This window comes from Blautia parvula, assembly GCF_020215665.1.
GTDB classification, from domain to species: Bacteria; Bacillota; Clostridia; order Lachnospirales; family Lachnospiraceae; genus Blautia; species Blautia celeris.
The window spans coordinates 4,334,845-4,360,220 of sequence record NZ_CP084061.1; the positions used below are offsets into that span (position 1 = coordinate 4,334,845).

The 25,376-nt window shown below is 41.6% G+C and carries 19 protein-coding genes and 1 tRNA gene; 5 read left to right on the forward strand and 15 right to left on the reverse strand.

What is annotated here, in order from left to right:
* Positions 1–55: 55 nt before the first annotated feature.
* The 5 genes from LC508_RS20115 to LC508_RS20135 form a co-directional block, all read right to left on the reverse strand.
* Positions 56–5,281, reverse strand: coding sequence for a SpaA isopeptide-forming pilin-related protein (locus tag LC508_RS20115; protein WP_225305236.1), 5,226 nt, complete (start codon positions 5,279–5,281; stop codon positions 56–58).
* 459 nt (positions 5,282–5,740) lie between these two features.
* On the reverse strand, positions 5,741–6,361 hold the full coding sequence (locus tag LC508_RS20120; protein ID WP_016439427.1) for a sigma-70 family RNA polymerase sigma factor: 621 nt from the start codon (positions 6,359–6,361) through the stop codon (positions 5,741–5,743).
* 444 nt (positions 6,362–6,805) lie between these two features.
* Entirely contained in the window at positions 6,806–7,042 is a 237-nt protein-coding gene (locus LC508_RS20125; RefSeq protein WP_009268912.1) for a hypothetical protein, read from the reverse strand.
* Between the two features lie 229 nt (positions 7,043–7,271).
* Positions 7,272–7,625, reverse strand: a complete 354-nt coding sequence (locus LC508_RS20130; protein WP_225305237.1) for a hypothetical protein — start codon at positions 7,623–7,625, stop codon at positions 7,272–7,274.
* Between the two features lie 74 nt (positions 7,626–7,699).
* Entirely contained in the window at positions 7,700–8,971 is a 1,272-nt protein-coding gene (locus LC508_RS20135) for a Y-family DNA polymerase (protein WP_009268914.1), read from the reverse strand.
* Positions 8,972–9,276: 305 nt separating this feature from the next.
* Between LC508_RS20135 and LC508_RS20140 the strand changes: the two genes are divergently transcribed.
* Both LC508_RS20140 and LC508_RS20145 read left to right on the forward strand, forming a co-directional pair.
* Entirely contained in the window at positions 9,277–9,687 is a 411-nt protein-coding gene (locus LC508_RS20140) for a helix-turn-helix domain-containing protein (protein WP_009268915.1), read from the forward strand.
* A gap of 82 nt (positions 9,688–9,769) precedes the next feature.
* Positions 9,770–10,294 (forward strand): ImmA/IrrE family metallo-endopeptidase, encoded by a 525-nt coding sequence (locus LC508_RS20145; RefSeq protein ID WP_225305238.1) that lies wholly within the window; start codon positions 9,770–9,772, stop codon positions 10,292–10,294.
* Between the two features lie 59 nt (positions 10,295–10,353).
* Here the strand turns inward: LC508_RS20145 and LC508_RS20150 are convergent, their stop codons facing one another.
* Positions 10,354–10,515, reverse strand: a complete 162-nt coding sequence (locus tag LC508_RS20150) for an Arc family DNA-binding protein (protein ID WP_009263236.1) — start codon at positions 10,513–10,515, stop codon at positions 10,354–10,356.
* A gap of 132 nt (positions 10,516–10,647) precedes the next feature.
* Between LC508_RS20150 and LC508_RS20155 the strand changes: the two genes are divergently transcribed.
* Positions 10,648–11,364: a hypothetical protein gene (locus tag LC508_RS20155; protein WP_016439425.1), complete on the forward strand. Its 717-nt coding sequence runs from the start codon at positions 10,648–10,650 to the stop codon at positions 11,362–11,364.
* 53 nt (positions 11,365–11,417) lie between these two features.
* The gene (locus tag LC508_RS20160) at positions 11,418–11,945 is read left to right on the forward strand and encodes a DUF3592 domain-containing protein (RefSeq protein WP_009268917.1); all 528 of its coding nucleotides are present in this window, start codon (positions 11,418–11,420) and stop codon (positions 11,943–11,945) included.
* 127 nt (positions 11,946–12,072) lie between these two features.
* Here LC508_RS20160 and LC508_RS20165 read toward each other — a convergent pair whose 3' ends face one another.
* The 6 genes from LC508_RS20165 to LC508_RS20190 all read right to left on the reverse strand — a co-directional run bounded on the left by LC508_RS20165 (position 12,073) and on the right by LC508_RS20190 (position 16,522).
* Positions 12,073–12,369, reverse strand: coding sequence for a hypothetical protein (locus LC508_RS20165; protein ID WP_009268918.1), 297 nt, complete (start codon positions 12,367–12,369; stop codon positions 12,073–12,075).
* A gap of 14 nt (positions 12,370–12,383) precedes the next feature.
* Positions 12,384–13,382, reverse strand: a complete 999-nt coding sequence (locus tag LC508_RS20170) for a DUF6017 domain-containing protein (RefSeq protein WP_016439424.1) — start codon at positions 13,380–13,382, stop codon at positions 12,384–12,386.
* 90 nt (positions 13,383–13,472) lie between these two features.
* On the reverse strand, positions 13,473–14,378 hold the full coding sequence (locus LC508_RS20175) for a ParB/RepB/Spo0J family partition protein (protein ID WP_009268921.1): 906 nt from the start codon (positions 14,376–14,378) through the stop codon (positions 13,473–13,475).
* A complete protein-coding gene (locus tag LC508_RS20180) occupies positions 14,368–15,153 on the reverse strand; it encodes a ParA family protein (protein ID WP_009268922.1) in 786 nt (261 codons plus the stop codon). The genes LC508_RS20175 and LC508_RS20180 overlap by 11 nt, the downstream gene beginning before the upstream one ends.
* 15 nt (positions 15,154–15,168) lie before the next feature.
* Positions 15,169–16,044 (reverse strand): ParB/RepB/Spo0J family partition protein, encoded by an 876-nt coding sequence (locus LC508_RS20185; protein WP_009268923.1) that lies wholly within the window; start codon positions 16,042–16,044, stop codon positions 15,169–15,171.
* A 406-nt stretch (positions 16,045–16,450) separates the two neighbouring features.
* Positions 16,451–16,522, reverse strand: a tRNA-Arg gene (locus LC508_RS20190).
* Positions 16,523–17,053: 531 nt separating this feature from the next.
* Here LC508_RS20190 and LC508_RS20195 point away from each other — a divergent pair.
* Positions 17,054–19,396, forward strand: a complete 2,343-nt coding sequence (locus LC508_RS20195; RefSeq protein WP_103731561.1) for an InlB B-repeat-containing protein — start codon at positions 17,054–17,056, stop codon at positions 19,394–19,396.
* A gap of 70 nt (positions 19,397–19,466) precedes the next feature.
* On the opposite strand, the gene LC508_RS20200 is transcribed toward LC508_RS20195, so the two are convergent.
* From LC508_RS20200 to LC508_RS20210, 3 genes are all read right to left on the reverse strand, one after another.
* A complete protein-coding gene (locus LC508_RS20200) occupies positions 19,467–21,218 on the reverse strand; it encodes an ammonium transporter (protein ID WP_033143937.1) in 1,752 nt (583 codons plus the stop codon).
* Positions 21,219–21,432: 214 nt separating this feature from the next.
* Complete coding sequence (purF, locus tag LC508_RS20205) at positions 21,433–22,848, reverse strand: amidophosphoribosyltransferase (protein ID WP_033143936.1); 1,416 nt, start codon at positions 22,846–22,848, stop codon at positions 21,433–21,435.
* Between the two features lie 12 nt (positions 22,849–22,860).
* Positions 22,861–24,960 (reverse strand): glutamine synthetase III family protein, encoded by a 2,100-nt coding sequence (locus tag LC508_RS20210; RefSeq protein ID WP_103731562.1) that lies wholly within the window; start codon positions 24,958–24,960, stop codon positions 22,861–22,863.
* Positions 24,961–25,376: the final 416 nt, after the last annotated feature.

Consider the following 25,376-nt stretch of genomic DNA (forward strand, 5'->3'; position numbering starts at 1 on the left):
TTACAAAAAAGCGTTCACAGATTCCCTCAGGTTTCCATGAACGCTTTCCCTTACATTATTTCTTCTTTATTTTTCTTCCAAGGACTACCACTCCACTTAAGCTCATTCCAAGCACGATCAGCCATAAAAGCAAATTGGAGTTATCCCCAGTCTTAGGTGCATCTTTCGACGGTTTTCCACCTTCCGGAGTGCTTTCCTTTGGTTTTTCCTCATCAACCATAACAACCTTCTGCACTTCGGCGGTATCTTTTACTTCAAATACCACATCCTTTGCAATCAGATATCCTTCCGGTGCTGTCTCTTCTCGGAGCGTATATGTTCCGATTGGAAGCATCTCTATATAATGTGCCTCTTCTGTTGAAGTCCAACTTTCAATCACATTTCCTTCTTCATCCAAGATGGTCAGTTTTGCACCTGAAAGTTCCTTTCCTGCAATATCCTGTTTCGAGATCAATACCTTTGTCACATCATCTTTCATCTCCTGTTTCTGGATTTCTGCAGTATTTTCTACTGTAAAGGTAATGCTCTCTGCAGTTACATATCCATCTGCCGGTTTTGTCTCTGTCATCGTATAGGATTTTCCAACTGTCAGCTCTTTGATCACATGAGCTTTCTCTGTAGATACCCACTCATCGATTACATTTCCGTCTTCATCTGTCACCTTCAGATGTGCCCCCGGAAGTTCTTTTCCTGTGGTAAGGTCTGTTTTCGTAAGTTCTACCGTTGTCGGCTCATTTTCAAAAACAAACTCATAGGAAACCTCGGCTTCTTCTGGTTTTCCATACTCAAAAGAGAATTCCTTTTCTTCTTTCGATGTCACAAAACCATCCGGAGCATAGATTTCTTTTACGATATAAGTTCCATCTACTGGAAGATCTGCTTTGAAAAGGATCTGTCCATTTTCATCCGTTGTTTTCTGCTCGATCAGCGTTCCGGCTTCCATCAGGACTTTTCCATCTCTGCTTTTGATCTCTTCTTTTGTAAATAACCCGAAGATCGCACCTTCCAGCATACGGTCTGTATCCTTTGCTTTTTTAAGGACAGTTACTTTTATCTTCTGGCGGTTGTTCTGCCATTCTTCATCAAAAGTAACCACTGGCGTATCCTGATCGCGATAGGTCAGATCCACAAATCTAGGCTCTCCATCCAGTACAAAACCATGTGCCGTTTTCACTTCCTTCACATAATATTTTCCTACCGGAAGGTCTTCCATTTTTGCGATTCCCTTTTCATCGGTTGTGATCGTGCCTACCAGCTCATCTTTCTTATAATGGTTTGCGCTTACACCATCCGCAGCCTTGATATCTTCTGCAGCATAGACTTCAAAAGTGACTTCACTTAAGTTTCCTGTGATATATTCAAAGAAATGTTCTACCGTTCCTTTCACATTATCCAAAAGGGTGATCTTCTCTAAAAATTCTCCCTTTTTGTTGATGATCAAAAGTCCTTTTGGTACTTCATCCTTCATTTCCACTTTCTGTACTTCGGCAGTATCTTTGACCGTAAATGTCACATCCGTTGCTTTCAGATAACCATATGGAGCAAATTCTTCATGAAGGGTATAGGTTTCTCCGACAACCAGACGCTTGATCACATGTGGCTTATCCTTTTCAGATGTCCATTCATCGATAACATTTCCATCTTTATCCATGACCTTCAATCTTGCACCCTCCAGCTCTACGCCTGTAGTCAGATCAGACTTTGTGAATTCTGCTGTAGTTGGTTCATTTTTCTTTACAGTCTGTAAGAAAACAAGCTTTGTCTCCTGTCCCTGATACTCTGCAACAAATTCCAGCACCTCATCCGAAGAAACAAAACCTTCCGGCGCTTTTAATTCTTTTACATAGTATTCTCCAAATGGAAGATCCAGGGTGCATGTTGCCATACCGTTCTCATCGGATGTCATTTCCTGTAATAAGGTATCTGCTTTCACAAGAACTTTTCCATTTGCCTGGATATCTTTCTTGTTATAGATGCCAAACAAAGCTCCGGATAATACCTGCCCGTTTTCTATATCCTGTTTTTCTACGGAAATTGATACCTTCTGTCTGTCATTTCCTACCATTGCTTCTGCTTCAACGACTGGTGTTTCCTGATCCTGATATGTTAATGCAACCGTTACCGGTTCTGGATTTAATACAAATCCTTCCGGTGCCTTAGTTTCCACTACATAGTATCTTCCAAGAGGAAGATCCTTTGCTACAGCTTTTCCACTCTCTCCCGTTGTGATCGTTGCCACGAGCGTATCTTTTGCATAAAGTACGATACGGTTTCCATCTGCATCTTTCTGATGATCCGGAGTACAGATATCTTCTGCAGCTCTTACTTCAAATTCTGCTCCGGAAAGATACTGTTCCTCATAGATAAAGTCATTCTCAAAACCAGAAAGCATCTCACCTTTCTTATACACAATAAGATTTCCCTTTACCGGCTGATCTTCATAGGAAACTTCAATGATCACATCTCCACTTACTCCATCTACTTCATAGGCAGTATCCGAATCCACGGTGATCTCTACATAGTTTTTGTTGACAACATATCCATCCGGTGCTGTCACTTCTTCAATACGATAGTGCCCGATCTCTAAGTGTTTCGGTAAGATCAGGTATCCCTGGCTGTCCGTAAAGAAAGATTTATGGACTGTGACCGTAGGATAGGTTGTTACCTGTTCCACATATTTCTTATGATCCAGATCATAAATTTTAAATTCTGTACCGGCTACTAACACCGGTTTCTTTGTTTCATCATCTTTTTTGATGATCTTTAACTTTGCAGAAAACTCTTTATCCAGCAGTACCTTCCAAACCTGCGGTTTATCCGGATTGTTTTCACGGATGGTAATCTCAAAATCCTCTACCGGTTTATAATTATGAGGTGTGGTTGTTTCTCGTACAATATACGTTCCGTATGGAAGCGGAATACTGCACGCATACCCTTTCTCATCTGTGAACATTTCCGTTTTACCATCTGCTGTAAGGATGACTGGCTCTGCATGGGAGAAATCATAACTTCCATTTTCTTTTTTCTCCAGGCTGCTCTTTAAGTAAGCGCTGAAGCCTGCACCTTTTAACAGCTCTGCATCCGTTTCTCCATTGTTCGCAGCTTTTATGATCTGGAACGGCTGTTTCATAACAAGTTCTGTTGATTTCACAGTACGTTCTATCGTTGGAACTGTGCCACCTTCATAAGAACATTCCACATCATGCTCTGTCTCGTCTAACAGATATCCTTCCGGTGCCTGGATCTCTTTTACAAAATATTTTCCAAGATACAGGTCTTTAACCACCGCATCTCCCTTCTGATCTACTTTTAAGGTAGATACAAGATCACCGGCTTTATGGACAATTCCTGTTGTTCCATCTGGATGTACAATGTTTTCTCTCGCATAGAGGCCATACACCGCACCTTCTAAAGTCGCATCTCCTTGTGGATTTGCTCCTGTTTGTGCATCTTCTTTGATCAGATGGATCTTTGCATAAGTACGTTCATTCAGAACATTCTTTGTACTTGTTTTACCGATATTGACATCTACTGGATAAACAGTTGGATCTACCTGATAATTTGCCGGTGGCTGGATCTCTTTTACATACACAACATCCTGTATTTTTTCAATCGTTACTTTAGAACCGCCCTTGCTATCTGTTGCTGGCATCTGCGTGATCAGATCTGAACACTCCTTATCACGGTAAACACCATAAATGGCTCCTGCCAGATGGTTTCCGGTGTCTTTATCATTTTTTACAATCGCAATTTCCGCCTGCTTTGTCCATGTAACATTCAGGCTTACTTTATTTGTTGTTTCCACACCTTCTCCAAAAATAAAGGCAAGATCCTGGGTACTGGAATTCGTTGTCAGCTTATACGCAGAATAATCTTTTTCCAGGCCGCCTGCCATGGTTGTAGCAAATACTTCTGCAGTATCACTTGCCTGTGTAAGCGGTGCAGAAAGGTAAAACTTTGTGCCACCTTGGATCGTTACCTTTGCTCCCGGTGCGCTTGTACTTCCTGTACTTACGTTGTGAAAACGCACTCCGGATGGAAGGCTGATCGTCACACTCTGCTGTCCTGCCGCATGGAATGTGATTTCCTTTGTACGCTGTGTATTTCCTTCTACATAAGCCTTTACATTGGCATCGGAAAATGACATAGACACATCCGGTATCTCAGGCTTCTTTACACAATAATTGTAAATATCCATTGCTAGTTCCTGTCCTGTTGCATTGGTTCCATAGAACGCATCACTACTGCCATAAGCATAAGCCGCCGCCATATGGACAAGAATAAATCTCTTTCCTGCTGAAAAATCACTGTGCTTGTTCGCAAAATAACTTTCTGCACCTGCCGCATCGGTACCGTAATAACATACCTTTGCAAGAGCCTGATTGTCAGCCAGCTTTGTGATTGTATAAGTGCCGGATTCTGGTCCCGGTTTTGCCGGCTGGATACAATAAGCCGTTGCTCTTACACTTCCATAAGAAATATAATACGGCTCTGTAAGATATGTTCCAAGCCCGTAGTCTGCATATCGGTATATTGGACCTTTTTCAATAGTTACCTGCTGAGATCCTACACCTGCAGTTCTAGCCATCGCTTTGATTGTAGTAATCTCACCTGGTTCCATTCCATTAAAATCAACACCTTGTTCTACTGCCTGTTCCATTACATCATGTAATGCTAATCCCGATCCTTCATCAAAGGTATCCTGCTCTGTCATCTGTTCTACCAAAGCATCAAAAGCAGCATTTCCTTCTGATACATCCGGTGTCTCTATTGGGATTTCTGACGGCTTCTCTGAATCCTCCTTATCTTCTTCCGTCTCTTTTGTTTCGGATTGCTCTGCATCTGCTGAAGGACTTTCACTCTCTTTTTCTATTTCCTTTACGACTACATTTCTGCTGATCTGATAATTCGGATGTTCCTGATTGACCGTTTCTACATAATAAACAGTTTTATAGGTATCTGCGTGGGATGTTGTAAAATCCTCTCCCTGCTCATTCTTTGCTTCCTCAAAAGTAATCTTTACCTTTGCTGAATCCTTGATCTCTAACCCTGTAAAATCTGTTTTCACGTCAAAACTTGTTCCCACTTCCACTTGATGATCCTTTGCCAAAACAATTTCATCTTCATCTAGCTGGCTTTGTACCTCTTCCAAAAGAGGCAGTTTTCTTTCTTTCGGAAGCTCCGCAGCATAACTGTTGATTGGTGATAACACCGTAGATAAAAGAGTGACCGCTGTCAGCAATCCGGATACAACCCGCTTTGCTTTTTGTTTCACTTTCATGTTCTTAAATCCTTCCTTTCTTCTGAATCTTATTTATCCGTTATACTTGTTCATCGTTTTCCATCATTCTTTCCTGAAAATAATCCCCTCCTTTCCTAGTCTTGTGCTATTTGGGACAGTCAGCACTTTGCTGAGATAACAGCACAAATATATGGCGGTATCTGCCTTTTCAAACAAACACCGCCATATGATTTCTACTGTCATCCTCATTTTGATTCAGACAATTATTTTTTATTTAAGATTTAAGCGTTTTCCTGTTCTCTTCCCCGGATCCGTTCCTGTTTTAGAGTCCATATCTCCAAAACGTTTTCTCTGTCAGGACACGCACAATGCACATTCAAGGCAGGTATCACTCCGGGCAGGCTATTCTCTTTTCAAGGTACATGAAGTGTTTCTTAGAAACGTCTTCATATAACGAAAGGAAAATGGCCTATTTTACAGGGTGCTTTTTAATTTTTTTTATTTTTTTTCTGCATCTGCATGTTTTTTCATGACAGAAAGTGCTCTTTGCAGCATTTCACAAACACTCTGCTGTCTGATTCCAAGATAGTCCGCAATCTTCTCTTGATTCATTTCTTCAAAGTAAAATAACTGGATGATTTCTTTCTGTCTGGCAGTCAGACAACCTAAGAAATCGCGGACCACCTCTTTTTCAATATACTGGTCGAGAAGATCTGAAGCTGGATCTAGCAGTAAGATCCTGTCATCCGCATAATCGCTATACGAAACGAGTCTATGGTTTGATGCCACTTTAGCCTGATTTATTTCCATACGATCCGTTGCTTCCATTAACAGACGAATGTACCAGTTTTCGTTGTCAAAAAATTCTTCGTTCATAATGCTTCGATCTTCCTTCACATCCATGTATTGATAATCTTTACAGGAATGGAGTGGAAAGATGGTTTTCTTTCCGTTTTCCCTGTATAACACATACCCATTTGCGTAAACGGTAATATCACATTCCCCACTCAGAATTTCCTTTACTACAATCTCTTCTTTTTCTAACGCCTTTTCAGAAGGGACTCTCTTTGTCATACCTGCCACTTTTACTACTTTCTTTAATTCTTTTAATGTCAACATATGGACCACCTTTCTGCCTTACGGCTACGGGTGATCCATGAACTCTATAAAAAACTCATCACAATTAGCCACGAACTCACCCGTTTTTTTTGAACGGGAGCCCGCAGCTCCTATGTAATTACCTCCTTCGGCTATATCATACAAAACTCCGTATCATCTCTGATTTTTGCACACGAAACTTTGCCCTCTATATATCGAAAGGAAAAAGCCCTGTTTTACAGGTTAAAAACTCAACTTTTTTTTAAATTTTTGAGAAAACAAAAAAAGCCGGCAAAACAAATGCTTCCACAGACACAGAATGAAATATCATCCTGCATTGTATCTGCAAATGTTTTGCCGGGCTCTTCATGATTCCAGTCAGGTTCAGCTCCTTGACAAACTCTTGCTATCAGGTGCAGCCTTGATGGTTCCAGCCAAATCCACCGCTTATCCTGACAGATCATTTTATTTAGTTTCCTTTCGGGAATTCATCACTTTTTGAGAATATACCCGCATTCTTTCTTTCAGTTTTTCGTCTTTGATGTGCAAAGGCCGTACTGAAACAATATCATCTTTTACTAAAATCTCCAAAGTGCTTCTACATTTCTTACATTCTACTTCTGAATCGCAATGTGCGCTTTTTTCAATAAATGCTCCGCATACAGAGCAATGTACATGCCATCTGATAGCATCTGATCCCATAGGCTTCCTCCTTTAAGCAATAATAAAAAATTCCATTTTATTACTCAACGGATCAAAGGGAAATCAAATCCGCCTTATGAGCATCATGTTGTCCATTCCGTAAGTGCCAAAGCTGCACGAACAGCATGATCATCAAATCCCAGACCTGCTTTGTTGATCTGGCGCATCCATCCTTATTCTCTCCGGATTCCCACTCACCCAGAATCCTAAGAATTTCTGCCGATTGTATTTAACAAGGTAATTCCAATTCTTCAAATATATCTCCGGATAACTCACAAAGATCCGGGATCAAAATGATCGTATCATCAATCCGTAAATGAATCGATGGATCAAAAAATTCAACGGTTCCGCAAATCGTATGATACTGGCCTGCCGGTTTCATTTCCCGGCTTTCTTTAAAATAAGTTGCCTGTATCTTCATTCCAACAGAAACCATCTGTAGCTTCCTATCCAATCCGCATTTTTGTTCTTCGGATAACATCTTCCTTTGTTCATAAAGTATTTCCTGTTTCCGTACGATCTCTTCAAATCCCCGAAGTGCTGCAAAAGGGGCAAATTGTTTCGCTCTGTGCTGCACATCCATAGGGTATCTCTTGGAAACCGGTCTTGGAACATATAAATATTTCTGATACGCCTCTGCCAGCATATTTTCACCTCCTATGCACGATGTCCTCCAACCTGATTGTTCCTCTCTCGATAGGTGGAGCATTCCAACAGATTGGATCCCCGCATGATCGCATTTTTTCCATAACGCTTTTTCACCTGTAATACGGCTTCCTGCAGATGTCTTTCCTTTTCTGCTTTTATGGAATCCTGAAAAAGAGTATATTGCTGATATCCTTCCGGCTTTATCTTATTTGCAATAATTTCTATTCGTCTGATTCCGGTATATGGATCTGCGATTTTTCGATAAAGTGCTTCTACTGTATCGATTATTTCCCTGGAGCGATTGGTACAATCCGGAAACCTTACGGTTCCTTTCGATGACTCCCTCTCAAAACGATGATCGTAAGCGATCCACAAGGTTACAGAATTCGTTACCAGCCCCTTTTCCACCAGATCCAGAACCAATACATCTGTCATTTCTCTTACAACAACAGCAGCTTCTTCAATTGTATAATTTCTCATCAATACCTGTCCATTGGAAAGACTATGCTCTTCTGTATGATAATTCTTGATATCACTCATTTTACAGGATTCACAGCCCCAGGCATGATCGATCAATAGTTCTGCATCGATCCCAAACATTTTATACAGCCAGTCTTCCGATTGAATAGAGGCAAGTGCGATATCCCCCATCGTTTGGATTCCATATCCGGCTAATTTTCTCTCTGTTCTGGAACCAATGCGCCAGAAATCACTCAATGGTTTATGTCCCCATAACTGTTCCCGGTAAGAGATCTCATCCAGCATTCCGATATGATCCTCTATATGTTTTGCCACAATATCCATTGCGATCTTTGCAAGATACAGATTGGTTCCGATTCCTGCTGTTGCTGTAATTCCGGTTTCTTCCATGACCGCATCCATCAGTTTTTGTGCCATTTCCTTCGCTGTAAGGTGATACAGGGAAAGGTATCTTGTGACATCCATAAAGCACTCATCCACACTGTAAACATGGATATCCTCTTTTGCCATATAGTTTAAATAAATCCCATAGATCCTTGCCGAATACTCCATATAGAGCTGCATCCTCGGCTTTGCTACAATATATTCGATATGATCCGGTATCTCATGGATCCTGCAACGATTTCGGATCCCCAGCTTTTTCATAGCCGGCGTGATGGCAAGGCAAATGGTGGATACCGATCGGTCCGGATCTGCAACAACCAGATTGGTAGTAAACGGATCCAGTCCTCTTTCCACACACTCAACAGAAGCATAAAAAGATTTCAGATCAATACAGAGGAATGTTTCCTTCTGTTTCAAATCAATCACCTCCCATAAGTTGCCTATCTTTCTCTTTCCCATAAGCAATCAGATCTCATCCCAACTCGTTTTCACACGATAGAGATCGTGCCAAAACAGGCAATTTTCAGTAAATCCATTGACAAAAAAGGAAATATCATTTATATTATAGGCAAGTAGTTGCCGTTCTGTTGTGATTCACATTATAGGCAATCATTCGCCTCTTGTCAAGAGGCAACTTGTTGATTATGGGAAATTTATTTCCTATACCGTTTCAGCATCATACACAGGGATCCTGAAACGCCAATTAGAAAGTAGGTATTTTTATGACATTCGGTGAAAAAGTGAAAAATTTAAGAAAGAACAAAGGACTCAGCCAAACCCAATTAGCCGATGCTGTCGGTGTCTCCCTTCGGACTGTTCGGGGATGGGAAATTGAAGGCCGTTACCCAAAGAAGCACGATCTTTACCAGAAACTTGCAGACATTTTAAGCTGTGATATCTCCTATCTCATGACAGAAGAAGAGACTTTTATCACAGAAGCATCTGAACAATTTGGAAACCGCGGAGCAAAACAGGCTCAGCAGATCTTAGAACAAGCCGCTGCAATGTTCGCCGGCGGGGAACTTTCTGATGAAGACAAAACGGCCTTTATGGATGAAATCCAGTCTTTATATCTGGATTCCAAGAGACGTGCAAAGAAATTTACACCAAAGAAATATTTAGATGCCAAATAGATGGGGTGATTATGGGACAGCCTATAGGATATAGTTTTATTGTCAGAAGTACATTACCACTTCTGTTTGATTCATACACGAGGTGATATATTTGGGGAATTCATATATTTACAACAAAGTAGAAAAACTTGTAAAAAAGTTCAAGACCAGGGATCCTTTTGAAATACTGGAAGAAATGAATGTGATCGTTGGAGAAACAGACCGCTACGAAAAATTAAAAGGATACTGTTTCATGAGCTGCCAAACCATTTATGTTATGGTAAGCAGTTTTCTCTCTGAGGAAGAGAAAAAGATTGTTGCCGCCCACGAACTCGGTCACATCATTCTGCATCGTTCTCAGCTCAAAATGGCGCCAATGAAAGATGATGTCTTATATAACATGAGGGATAATACGGAATACGAAGCGAACCTTTTCGCTGCAGATCTTATCCTGGATGATAAAGAAATCGCAGACCTGTCAAAGAACGAAGACCTGAACTATTTCGGGCTCTGTAGCTGCTTAAACTCCAGTCCGGAACTCATGAGCTTCAAGTTATACAGTCTGATCAAGCGTGGTCAGAACTACAATATGCCGTTGGAAATACAGAGCAACTTCCTGGCCAAATAAAATTTGCCCGTTCCATACAACTGAACGGGCTTTTCTTATATCCATATATGAAGATTCTTTTATTTCAGTTCGCCATGCTTATTTTCAAATTCCATGATCGCCTGACGTATTAAATATAACACTTCTCCATTGATTGAACGCCCTTCAAATTCTGCCAGGCTTTTCAGTTTTTTATGCGTTTCAGCATCAATCCGTAATCCTAAATGCTTCTCTTTCTCCATGATTATTCTCTCCATCTCTATAAGTACATATTAAGTTCATATTTCAAGTTCATTTTAAGTACAAATAATGGTAGAATGTTTTAAACGGACTTATTTTAAGTACACTATATTTTTTCACGGAGGAATTCGATTATGCATGAAAAAAGAAAAAAATATTATCATATCAGGAAAGATTTATTCTGGTGCACCATCCTATTAGCTGTATCCTTTCTCATCGGTTATGCTATCCATCAACATCACGGTATTTTTCTAACACATTCCCTGAAAGCAGACGCCCCAAAAGAACGGATAGAAATAACCTTTGACGATCTGCAATCAAGCCTGAATGATATCTCTACATGCTATTTATGTGGAAGCTCTGATTATAGTATGATGGACTATTATCGAAAATTTGATACGGTTGGACTGATTTCTCTTAATGATTGGCACGTCTTAGATTTCCAACTGAAAGCATATGATGAAAGCGGAAATGAAATATTAAATAAGACCAGTTCAAATATGCTTTTTGGAAACACAGGCGAAATCACCTATTCCTCTCATGGAGATGTTTCCAGAGGAATGGCTGAGATAGATATCACGTTACCGGAAAACTATAAATTGAACAAAAGAAATCTAACGGATCATCTCTGCCAAAGTTGCCTTGATAAAGTTGCTGCTTCTTTAGAATATTGGAAATATGAAGATGAAAAGAAAGAACCGATCCCGCTGTGTTTGGTCGATTTTAAAACTCTTGATATTTATTCTTTACAGGATTATTACCGATCCGTTTTCATCCGAGATTATTATGTAGAAATGGGCTTTGAAGAAATTTCTGTAGAAGTAAAAACTTTTTATCTGCCGAAGAGATAATAATTATGATATACTGAAAAAAATGACAAATAAGAATTTGAGGTGATGAAACTATGTCTGAAATACAAATTGCATGGTTAGAATTGATGACAGTTGGAGGTCTTGGTGTAATATTAGTTCTGCTAGGAGTTACTTTCAATATCATTGTAAAAAGACAAAATAAATTGTGTACAAAAAAGACAGACGGTATTATTAAACAATATGGGTTTCCTGGAAATGGAAGAGTGTACCCAATCGTTGAGTACTTTGTGAATGGAACTTGTTATAAAGCAAAGAAAAAATTTCGAGGAATTAAAACAACGCAACTATCAGGAGTACCTGTACCGATGAAACCAGAAGTCTATGAAGATGAAAAAGGATGGCTACATGTAAAAACTGGAGCTATTGCAAATTTGCATCAACTTGCGGAGCAGTTGTGGCCTATCAACAGTAAGATGACAGTTTATTATAATCCAAACAATCCTAAAAAGTGTTATATTGATAGACCAATTTCAAAAAGATTTACTTCCATGATGTTTATCATAATGGGGACAGTAACAATACTCTTGAGTGTACTGGTATTCTTTTTGATGCAGTTATAAATTGCAAAAGATAATTGCTAATCAGACAAATCCCAGTTTGGACTTTTCTTATAGAGCCTTTCCATGAAGGAGAGGCTCTTTTCATCTGAAATTACTAAGATGACTATTTCAACTATCATCATCTTTTTTAACCTAAAATCAATGCACATATTCTTTCTCTAAATAAGTCCATTACAGCATCTATAAATTCTCCGGCAAATACAATAAACTTCAAAACACCGCCCATACAAGCTAAAAAAGCTGCCTGTATCCAGTCTTGATAACAGAGCACTGTTCCTATAAACAAAACTACAATTCCAAATCCCAATATCTTTTTTGCGATTGCCACCATATGTACTAGTAGTTTCACTCCGACACCTATGATTGAAACAATAAACCACAATGGAATCAATAACACTTTTCCTGACACTTTTAAAATCCCCATATCCATCCTCCTCGCTATCTTGCCAGCCATGGCATATCATGATTTACTTCTGCCCGGTAATACCCACTTATCGTTGAAGGAGCATTGAACAATGCTGCAAGTAAATATTTCTTGATATTCTTGATTTTACTCGTATTTCCTTCCAGACAATGCAGCACATACTCTACATGCGAATAATCCAGCTTCATGAATTTTCCTCTTACCAAAGCTCCTGAATACCAGTTGCTTGCAATCAATACTCTATCACTCCTACACATGACAGTCTCTACAATCAGATCCACTATTTCATCAATCTGATTTTTGTCATGAGGATGACTCACAAGTAGGGCATCATACTCCAGGTTTTCTTTGATCAGAGATTGATACGCATGTAATGTTTCCATCTCATCCTCTTCGGATCCTATCCCATCTGCAGATACGATAGGATTAGATTTATTCTCACTAAGATTAGTATTGTTAATATTAGTATTATTAGAGTTTGAAATGTAAACTTCTTGAAGTTTATTTTCGGGACTTCTTGAAGTTTGTTTTTGGGACTTCTTGAAGTTTGAAATGTAAACTTCTTCTGTCTCTTCTTCCTCTACTGAAGTTTGATTTGTAAACTTCACCATCTTTGGTTTTTCTTTTTTCTGTTCCTCACATTCCTCCTGAATAAATGATTTTACATAGATGATCGTAACCTTTCCAAATCCCTGCCTACGTTTTTCAATCAAACCTATCCCTTTTTCATCATCCAGCTCCTGAAGAGATTTCACCGCTTTATTTCTGCCACAATTCAATAATTCCATGATATCTTCAATGGAAAAATAGATATATGCCCGATTTTCTTCATCAAACCACTGATTCTTAATAGATAAAGACATTCTGTCCAACATCAAACCGTATAAGATCTTCGCATCACTGGAAAGATCCTTGAAACAGTCATTGGTAAATAAAGCTTTGGGTATTCTGTAAAAACTAAACTGGTCTGCTTCTGTTCCATAAAAATATTTAAAATTCATTTTTTTATCCATGTATCTTCCTCCCTTCCTTTCTCTCATAGAAGTCCTTTTTTTAAACTTCTGTATCTCTTCTTTCTTCGGGTTGTCTTATTTTGACAACCCTTATTTCTGTTCTCTTTTCCATTGTTCCAGTAATGTCTCAATCACCTTTTCCATATCCGTTTCCGAATAGTCTTCCGGAAAATATTTTGTAAGCTTCTTTCCTGATAACACCACTTTTCGTTCCGGTGCTTTTACCACTATACAACTATTAAAAATTGAGATCATAAATCCCTGGTTCACTGGTCCTTCTTCCAACTGTTTTCTCAAAGCTGTAATCTGCTTTGGTTTAATAAATCCTGTATCCCGGATATACTCATAAATCCATTTCTGCATTTCCTTATCAATGTAGGAAATATCAACGGCAATGGTAAAATTCAATTTCTTTGCATCTACCATATCTAATAATTCCGGGATTAATTCTGTAAGTCGAATGTAACGCTGAACATTACGAGCACTCTCTCCTACTTGTTCCCCTAACTCTTCTCTTGATTTCTTACCCAACTTGTGGCCATTATGACCACAAGTTAAATCAGCTCTTTTTCCCTGTCTCTTCATCGCATCCAGTTTCATCTTATAAGCAAATGCTTTTTCACTCGGAAGTAACTCTTCTCGTTGAATATTGGCATCTACCATGGCGATTACTGCATCATCATCTGACAGCTCTCTGACAATTGCAGGAATTGTTTCCAAGCCAGCTCTAATAGCCGCGTACATTCTTCGATGACCTGATATCATCTCATATCCATCTTCACCATCGGATCGTAACAAAACTGGTGTCAGTATCCCTTTTGCCTTTACACTCTCCACCAAGTCTGTCATCTTTTCGTCATCCAATACCTTAAATGGATGATCCTTAAAAGCATGAATTTTACTGATATCAATCTCCATTGCCGATTCTTCATTGACTACTCCCAGCAATTCATCAATGCTTGTCAATTTGATTTTTTCTGCGCTTCTACTTTTCATTTTCCAAAACCTCCTGTGTCAGATTTTCATAAGCCATAGATACTTTTCCCTTTGGACAATGACAATAAATACTTTTTCCTTCCGCACTTGCTTCAGCTACCTTAACTGATAGTGGAATGACATTTTCAAAGATAGAAATCTTAGATCCATAAGTTTCTCTCACTCTGGAAGCAATATCTTTGGCGTAATTAGTACGAAAATCCACCATTGTCAAAAGAATTCCCTGTATCGTCAGCTTTCGGTTCAATCTCTTCTTTACCATAGAAATAGTCCTGATCAACTGTTGAAGTCCTTTAACCGGCAGATATGCAGCTTGTACAGGTATCAAAACCGTATCAGAAGCTACTAAAGCATTGATGGTCATCATTCCCAAGCTCGGCATACAATCAATCAAAATATAATCGTATCGTGATCGCATCGTATCAATATATTCCTTCATGATCAGCTCCCTGCTCATTACATTACTCATAGTTACTTCCAAGGCTGATAACTCAATATTGGCCGGTAGGAGATCCACTTGTTCCTCATGATGTAAAATGCCTTCTTCCTCAGCAATTTCCTCGTCATTGATAATATTCATCATAATAGTTGCAAGAGTTGTTCCAATATCATCCGGTTCTACATATCCAAGACTTGCAGTTAAGCTTCCCTGTGGATCCGCATCGATCAATAACACTTTTTTTCCTTGTCTTACCAACCCAACTCCAAGATTTAAAGTCGTTGTACTTTTTGCAACTCCGCCTTTCTGGTTTACTACTGAAATAACTTTACACATACTGTTTTCCTCCATTTATTTCTCCCAATTTTCATTCTGCCAGATTTTCAATAATGCTATAATTTCTCGTTTCATCATTGCCGGTGTATATCTGCTTGGAAAATATTTGTGAAGCTGCTCATTCGTAAAGGCAACTCTCGTAATCTCACCTTTTTTTATCTCACTCATAATTTCCTGCATCTTCTCTAATGTAAGTTGGTTTTCTTTGCTCAATTTTCTAATCCGCTGTGCCTGTGATAAAGACGGAACAGCCTGAGCATAATCCATTGCTTCTAATAGTTGTTTTTGTTCTTCTTCTTTTAATGCTGAAATTTCAACTGCCGGATTAAAAGATATCAATTCATCATCTAATTTCTGTAAGAACTCAGGTATTAGTTTCGTCAATGAAATATATCTTTGTACCTGCTTTGGACTATCTCCACATTCTTCACTGATAATCTCTACTGTTCTCTTTCTTTTTGTTTTGTGGTCAATTTGACCTTTTTTCCTACCTGATTTTCTTTTCAGCACATCATTTTTCATTTTGTAAGCAAAAGCCTTTTCACTGAAACTGATTTTTTCTCTGTGCAGGTTAGAATCCACCATATTCAAAATAGATTCATCTTCTGTCATCACACGGATAATTACTGGTACTTTTCGATACCCCAGTAACTCAGCTGCATGTTTTCTTCTGTGACCGGATATAATCTCATAGACTCCATCTGGCACAGGCCTGACAATCAATGGATTGAGAATTCCGTACTTCTCAATACTTTCTTTTAGCAAATGCATCTCTTTATCATCTTTCACTTGAAAAGGATGATTTTTAAAAGAACAGAGTCTTTCAATCTCAATTTCAATAATCTTCTCATCTTCATTCTTCGGAATAAATTCTTTCGTTACTTCCGTCATCATTTCCTCCTTCTTCGGTCAGACAAAAAAAGCCCGTCTGGATCCGATTATTTTTGAAATCAGTTCCAAACGAGCATCTCGTTTTCTATTAGCTATAGCTAATATATTTCTCTATTGTTTCAGCTAATATATGTTTGCAAATTATATTCTGCAAAGAATTTTTCCTTTGATCTACTGTATTTTACATTCCTAAATCAATGGTGACAACAGATACTTCCCCAAATGTTAGCAATATCTCTGATACAGTCTATTTGCAAAACTCTATTTTTTATTAGCTGCCAGCTAACAATTATTTCATTGTATTAGCTGAAAATCATCCTCAAAGCAATAAAATCATGCATTTTTTTTATCAAAAAAGCGCCCCATTATTTGCATTTCTGCTAATAATCGAACGCTTTTGACTGGCCGTCTCGTATAGGAATCGAACCTATAATTTAGTCTTAGGAGGACCATGTTATATCCATTTAACTAACGAGACAAAATGCCATTTTCCCTTGAAAACACGCGATTTTCCGGCTTTTTGGTAATGGCAACCTTTATTTAATTATCAGCTTTTTTCAAGCTGTTAATTACTATTATTTTTCATGTTGGTGACATCAAAGCACTCACCTATTAGGGTAACACCTTCGTGTCAATTTTTACTCTTCTTAACTAGATTTGAACCCAAAAGTTTTTTCAGGAAGTGATAACCTTGGTTCCTCCTTAGGAGGCGGTCGCTCTATCCAGCTGAGCTACAGAAACATAATATTTATGATATTTCCTTACGACCCTCTAATTTTATACTACCCAAAAGAAAAAGTCAAGATAGCATCCCTGTTTTTTTCTGGTTTCTTACGAAGATTTATAAAAATTACTGCCAGATATTGAACAGGATATTTGGGGAATATCGACAAAGTTTTCTTAAAGTTTATTAATATACTATTCATTGCAACGACGATTTGCTATAATAGTAATATAGAAAAGGAGTGGTTATTCACAGGCAGATAATGAATGAAAGAGGTGAAAGATTATGAAGCGTAAAGTGAAAAGAATGCTGGCGATGTTTCTTACTTTTATCATGGTATTTTCCATGGCAACCGTTTATGTTTCCGCAGCGGAAGAGGGGACGGGCAAGAGCACAGAGGCAGCAGGAAAACCGGAACTGTCCAAGAAGACGGCGGACAGCGTGACCCTGAAGACAAAAGAGGGGTATGTATACGGCATTCAGGAAAATGGAAGCACATGGAAATGGGCAGAAGATAAACAGTATGATAAGACGGCAAAGACAGTTTCATTTACAGGACTGAAGGCTGAGACGGAGTATGTATTTGCCCAGAAGACAAAAGATGCAGAGACAGTACAGGATGCAGATCAGCTGAAAGTAAAAACAGAAGCTGCAGCAATACAGGCGGAGACTCCAAAGCAGGAAGAGGTAAAGAATGAAACTCCAAAAGTTGAGGAAACGCCAAAGACAGATGATACAGATAAAAATGCAGAAACTAATAAACCGCAGGATGACAGTTTAAACACTGAAGTTCAAAAACCTGAGGGAACAGATCAGACGAATACCGGTGTAGAAGGCAATAAAGTAAATGTGCCGGACGGGACGGAAAAACCAGACGAGACACAGAAACCGGATGATACCAACAAACCGGATGGCAGTGGTGATGTAAACCCACCGACAGATATGGGAAATACGCTGGATGAAACGCCGGCCATAGATAATAACACGGCAGTAAATCCACCATCTGACAGCCTCGATCCACCAAAAACAGACGGGGATAAAAAGGAAGAGCCGAAGGGAGATACCTCTAAGAGCCACCAACAGCAGAATAATGCCTTGGTAAATAAAGACAATGAGATACACAATTCGACAAATACCAATACTGACAAGAATACGCCGCAAAAAGCGGATACACCAGAGAAACCTCTTGTTGAAAAAGTGACAGACACAAGTGTTGTGCTGAAACCTGGCAGTGACGCCGACAAGTATACTTACAGTTATAAGCTGGCATTAAAGGACAGCAAGGCAAAAGCAGTGGAGCTGACCAATGATACCGGTGAGTTCAAGGACCTGAAGCCTGACACAGATTATCTGGCTTATGTTATGATCAAGGGTAACGATAAAGCTGATAAACCATATTCTGACAGTGACTGGAGTGTAGCAGCAGAGGTACACACATTAAAGGCAGCGGCAGATAAGCCGAAAGCAGCTCCGAAGCTTGCGGAAAAGACAGACACAACGATTAAACTTGATACCTCCACAGCAGACCTGGAATACGGCGTATATCTGGACAGCGGCGATATCAGTTGGAACAGTACAGGCGAATTCAAGGGACTGACAGCAGGCAAAGAATATAAGTTTGTTACACGTGTCAAATTTGACAAAGACAAACAGATGGAAAGCCCTGTCAGCGATGTTCTGAAAGTTACGACCAAAAAGGCAGCAGCAGCGGCTCCTGAAGCTCCGGTCTGCATCGGAAGGACAGAAAACAGCATTACCCTCAGAGCCGTAAACGGTCAGGAATATGCAGTGCTTGAAAACGGAAATCCTGTAAAATGGCAGGACAGCGAAGTTTTCAGCGGATTAAAACCAAACACAAGATATTCTTTTGTGACAAGAGTAAAATATAACCCCGATGAGGCAATGGAGAGCAAGGTGAGCAGCAGCTCATCCGCAAAGACAATTATCACATTCGAGGGTTCCAGCGTGACGGGCATCGAAGTAAACGGCGTCTATGACAAAAATGCTGTTGTAAATATTGCAGCAAACGGAAACGGCATGGACAATCAGAAACCGGAATCACAGGATACCAGATGGGTTCCTGAGAGCTGGAAATGGGGTGCTTCTGCAAAGGGTACCTGGAAAAAATCTCCGTATACCGCGAAGTTGACATTGAATAAAGCAGGAAAAATGGAACTTCAGGTAGTGTTCCAGTTGGAAGAGTATACAGAAAAAGGCTGGACAGATATGACTGTTGAGAAGAAGACCATTACAGTTCCTTTCAGCGTAAAAGAACAGTATACGATCACTGCATCCGCAGGTTCCAATGGTAAGATTTCTCCTTCCGGCAGCGTTAAAGTTATGGAAGGCAATGACGCGACATTCACCATCACTCCAAACAAGGGATACCAGATTTCCCAGGTTACTGTGGATGGCAAGGCTGTTACCGTGAAAAACAGCAAGTACACATTTGAGGATGTGAGCGCAAACCACAAGATTTCCGTAACATTTAAGAAACTGACCAAGACAGTTCCGAAGACGGGAGATACCATGAACATGGCAGGCTATCTGATGCTGGCAGTTCTCTCCGCAGGCGCTGTGTTTGCAGTAGTGGTTTCTGCTAAGAGAAAGAAAATGAACCGCAGATAATGAACAACAGGTACACGCAATAGTCCCGCCGGATGCTGTCCGGCGGGACTATTTTGTGGAAAGTTATATTTTACTCCTCAGGTGAAGTGTCCTGAAGTGCCAGGAAACCTTCCTCTCCTGTACGGATTTTAACTACATTTTCTATATCATATATGAATACCTTGCCGTCTCCAATCTGCCCGGTATGAAGAATCGTTTTTGCAGTATCAATCACTTTCTGGACAGGAACAAGACTGACGACAATCTCTATCTTGACTTTTGGAAGAAGATTCATATCCATCTCAACACCCCTGTAATAGGTGGTGGAGCCTTTCTGGATTCCGCAGCCCAGTACGTTGGTGATAGTAATACCAGTCACTCCGATTTCATTCATGGCGTGCATAAAGTCTTCCAGCTTGCTGCGTCTTGTGATAATGACCACTTTTGTGAGTTTGTGTACTGTGGTTCCTTCTTTTGGAAATTCCCCTGGTACTTCAGCAGGGGCCTGCGTGGCAGAGGAGCCTTCTGATGCCGGGGTGTATTTTTTGGCTGTGCCCATGACGCTTGGAACTGTGCCCATGGAATCCTGTGTTACAAAGTCAGCGTAGCTGCTGGTAAGTCCGTGTTCCCTGATATCCAGTCCCGCAATCTCCTCATCAGCGGATACGCGGAGGCCGACGGTGTGTTTGATTGCCTGGAAAATAACAATCATAGTCACAACAACCCAGGCTGCAGTTGCAAGGAAGCCGATGAACTGTACACCTAACTGATGGAAACCGCCGCCAACTAAAAGTCCTTTGGCTTGCGTGCCTGCACCGTCTGAGAAAAGGCCCACGCAGAGGGTTCCCAGTGCACCGCACATACCGTGAACGCCGACAGCGCCCACAGGGTCATCAATTTTACAGATTTTATCAATAAATTCAATACCGAATACAACCACGAATCCGGCCAGAATGCCAATGACAGCAGCGGATGTGGGGGAAACGGTGTCACAGCCTGCCGTGATGGCTACAAGTCCTGCCAGCGTACCATTCAGTGACATGGAAACATCCGGTTTTTTATACATGATCCATGTAATGCACATGACTGTAACGGTCGCCACAGCAGCGGCAAGGTTGGTTGTGACAAATATTTTTCCGGCAGAGACAATGGCATCGCCCTCCATAGATACCGTGGAGGCACCGTTGAATCCAAACCAGCAGAACCAGAGAATAAAGACACCTAAGGCGCCTACAGTCAGATTGTGGCCCGGGATAGCTTTTGATTTGCCGCTTTTTGAGTATTTGCCAATACGGGGGCCAAGAATTTTGGCACCTACAAGGGCAGCAATTCCGCCTACCATATGAACCGCGCAGGAACCTGCAAAGTCATGGAATCCCATCTGTGCCAGCCAGCCGCCGCCCCAGATCCAATGACCGGAGATGGGGTATACCACCAAGCTGATGAGAAGGCTGTAAATGCAGTAAGATGAAAATTTGGTCCTCTCAGCCATGGCACCTGAGACAATGGTTGCGGAGGTTGCACAGAAAACAGTCTGAAAGATCAGGAATGCCCAGAACGGAACACCGTCCGGAAGCATGGCTGTGCCGTAATTGGATTCAGAGGCAATGCCTGCCACGGAACCGAAAAAGCCGCTGCGGGAGCCGAACATAATACCAAAGCCCACCAGCCAGAAGGCAGGGGTACCGATACAGAAATCCATCAGGTTTTTCATAATAATATTGCCGGCGTTTTTGGCCCGTGTAAAACCGGTCTCCACCATGGCAAAGCCTGCCTGCATAAAGAAGACCAGTGCGGCGCCTAAAAGTACCCAGATCGTGTTTACAGATGAAAAATCACTCATAAAAATATCTCCTTCCTTTTTCAAGTTTTTACATTTTCCTTCCCAGAATAAAAACAAAAAAGGTGCGTATTTAAGAGTTATGGGAGACTCTGAAAATACGCACCTTTGCATAAAGAAAAATGTGATATATGTAATCGGAAAATGACGGCCACGGGAAATGACCGCGCATCTCCGCAATTACTGTTGATAACAGCAGGAAACAGGTATAGATTATCTATTGTTTGTTGTCTGCTGTATGGCCTGTGATATCCATGGGATAATGGCTGTCAAAGCAGGCTTTGCACAGAGGCAGTTTTCCCACCATGGACTGCAGGTCCCGTGGGTTCATATAACCCAGGGAATCGGCACCGATCATGGCGCAGATCTCATTAGCTGTGTGGGAAGAAGCAATTAACTGTTTGTTGGATGGAATATCTGTTCCAAAGTAACAAGGATACAGAAACGGTGGAGAGCTGACACGAACATGAACGCTTTTTGCTCCGGCTTTTTTCAGCATACGGATGAGGTTCGCTATGGTTGTGCCGCGGACGATGGAGTCGTCAACAAGGATAATACGTTTATCCCGCACAACAGGTTCTAAAACATTTAATTTCAGCCGGACGCTTGATTCACGCTCTTTTTGTGTCGGTTTGATGAAGGTTCTTCCCACATAGCTGTTTTTATAAAAGGCTAATGCAAATGGAATCCCTGACGCTTCCGAATAGCCTTTAGCTGCCGGAATCCCGGAATCCGGGACGCCGGTCACAAGGTCTGCATCTGCAGGATATGCCGCCGCAAGGGCTGCGCCTGCACGGATGCGGGCATCATAGATATTGACGCCGTCCAGGGTACTGTCCAGCCGCGCAAAATAGATGTACTCAAAAATGCAGTGTGCATGAGTCTCCTGGCATAGCTGGCAGTTGGAGGTAATGCCATCCGCCGTGATGGTGAGAATCTCACCCGGACGGATATCACGGATAAATTCTGCGCCGATTGCAGAGAGGGCGCAGCTCTCGGAAGCAATGATATAAGATGAATCACGTTTGCCAAGGCAGAGCGGCTTCAGGCCAAGAGGGTCACGGACGCCTATCAGCTTTCTGGGGCTGGCAATGACCAGTCCATAGGCTCCGCGTATTTTTTTTGCCGTATGCAGAATTGCCTCTTCTACATTGTGAGTGCGGACTCTTTCCCTGGCGATGCAGTAAGCGATGACTTCCGAATCCGTGGTTGTATGGAATATTGCTCCGGTTTGTTCCAGTTCACATCTGAGGTCCTGAGTGTTCACCAGATTCCCGTTATGGGCCAGAGCAAGTGTTCCCTTAATGTAATTCAATACCAGAGGCTGCGCGTTTGAAAGAGTGGCAGCCCCTGTGGTGGAATAACGGACGTGGCCGATACCCAGATTACCGTGAAGCTTCTCGAGGATATCATCCTTAAAGACTTCACTTACCAGCCCCATTCCTTTGTGAGTATTCATGTTGCCTTTGGGACCTTTGGTATCACAAACAGCGATGCCGCAGGATTCCTGGCCCCGGTGCTGCAGAGAGCAGAGGCCGTAGTAAATGGATGACGCAGCATCCTCACCGTTTGGATTAAAGATGCCAAATACACCGCAGGCTTCTTTTATTTCCATATCTGACTGTAATTCCATGGGGCTGTCTCCTTAGACGTAAAATAACAGATGGTCATAGGTCGGATATGGAAGTATTTCATCAGGAATTTTTATTTCTGCTTCATTTGCAGCGTTCTTCAGCTCTTCCATTACAGGAAGAACTTCAGTGAGGAACAGGTCAGCCTGCTTCTGCATATCCACTGTAGATTCAGCTTTGGCGGTTGCCTCTTTTAAGGTGGTTACACCGGCTGCAATACGGTTGGAGATTTCAGTCAGGTTTGACACCAGGGCTTCCTCAGATGTAGTGGAGAGTTCCGCAAGCAGAGCTTTTTTATCGGATACCTGTTTGGCAGCAGCAGCGGCGTAGCGGTTGACTGCCGGGAGAAAATCTTTTATGAGCATTTCCTGCATGGTTTTGGATTCGATGGCAACGGTTTTGGAATAGGTCTCCAGAAGAATCTCATAGCGGGAGAAAATCTCCTCCCTGGTAAATACACCGTGTTTGATAAACAAATCCAGATTTTTATCGGCAATAAAGCGGGGAAGGGCTTCAGGTGTAGAAACCAGGTTGTAAAGTCCTCTGGATTCTGCCTCTTTTACCCAATCTTCTGTGTAGCCGTTACCGTTGAAAATAACTTTTTTATGCTTTTTGACTGCGCGTTTGATCAGTTCATGGACGGCATGCTCCATTTCCTCCGGCGCAGTGTCTTTCAGTTCATTGTAGAACTGGGACAGAGCCTCTGCCACAGCGGTGTTCAGAACCATATTGGGATTTGCCACAGACGCGGCGGAGCCCAGCATACGAAATTCAAATTTGTTGCCCGTGAAGGCAAAAGGCGAGGTGCGGTTTCTGTCTGTAGTGTCCTTGGTAAAGTGAGGCAGTACATGTGCACCGGTTTCCAACTGTACGGGATGGGCCTTTCCGAAGTAAGCGTCCTCCTCAATAGATTTCAGTACACTTTCCAGCTCATCGCCGATGAAGATGGAGACGATGGCAGGAGGTGCTTCGTTGCCGCCGAGACGATGGTCATTGCCGGCGCTGGCAGCAGATACACGCATAAGGTCTGCGTAGTCATCCACTGCTTTGATCACAGCCATAAGAAATACCAGGAATTGAATGTTTTCGGCAGGAGTTTTGCCCGGGTCCAGCAGGTTGATACCTGTGTTGGTTGACATGGACCAGTTGTTGTGCTTGCCGCTTCCGTTGATGCCGTCGAAGGGTTTTTCATGGAGAAGGCAGACAAGGCCGTGCTTCTCCGCTGTTTTTTTCATGATTTCCATGGTGAGCTGGTTGTGGTCAACCGCCACGTTGGCAGTATCGAAAACAGGGGCCAGTTCGTGCTGGGCAGGAGCCACTTCGTTGTGTTTTGTCTTGGCCGGAATGCCCAGTTTCCATAGTTCCTCATCCAGTTCATGCATGTAGGCGGCAATTCTCGGTTTCAGAGCACCAAAGTAGTGGTCCTCCATTTCCTGGCCTTTGGGGGCAGGGGCACCGAACAGTGTTCTGCCTGTAAAGATGAGATCCCGTCTTTTTTCGTAAAGCTCTTTAGGGACAAGGAAGTATTCCTGTTCCGGTCCTACCGTGGTGGAGACACTGGTTATTTCCTTGTTGCCAAGGAGATGGAGCATTTTAACGGCTTCTTTATTCAACGCTTCCATGGAGCGGAGCAGGGGCGTTTTTTTATCCAGTGCTTCTCCGCTGAAGGAACAAAATGCTGTTGGTATGTAAAGTGTGTTATCTTTGATAAAAGCTGGCGATGTAGGGTCCCAGTTTGTGTAACCTCTTGCTTCAAATGTGGCACGCAGGCCGCCTGAGGGGAAACTGGACGCATCGGGTTCTCCTTTTACCAGTTCTTTGCCGGAAAATTCCATGATGACTTCACCGCTTCCATTGGGTGATATGAAGCTGTCGTGTTTTTCAGCGGTATAGCCGGTCATGGGCTGGAACCAGTGGGTAAAGTGTGTGGCGCCGTTTTCTACGGCCCATTCTTTCATGGCTACAGCTACGGAATTGGCTACGTCCAGTTCCAGGTGGGTTCCATTTTGAATGGTTTTGTGAAGGGCTTTGTATACGTCCTTCGGGAGTTTGTTGCGCATCACTTTGTCGCTGAAAACCAGGCTTCCATATAGTGTGGGAATATCTTTTGGCATATTCACAGCACTCCTTTCGAGATTTATTTTGGGGTATAAATGAGCAAACAAAAAGGGCGCCTTGGATGGGGAATCCAAAGCGCCTTTGCTTTATGGTGAGTAGTATTGCATGGAAAATGGGAAATGTCAAGGGGTATTTGAAAAAAATATGCAGAACGGACGTCACCCGGGCGTGGGAGATGCCCATGCCCGGGTAACTGAGCGTTGGAAGGCGGAAGGAAAATTTTTGTGGATTTTTATGGGATTGACAGAGTGGGGGGAGGAAGGTATAATCGGTTTATCTGGAGAGCATTTCATTTAATCTGCGGCAGGTCTGCCGAAAAATCCAGAAAGTATAAAATTGTATATTGTCGGACGAAAGAGAAAAACGGCAGAAACTGCAGTGTGATGCAAAGTAAAAGTTGATATAAACTGTG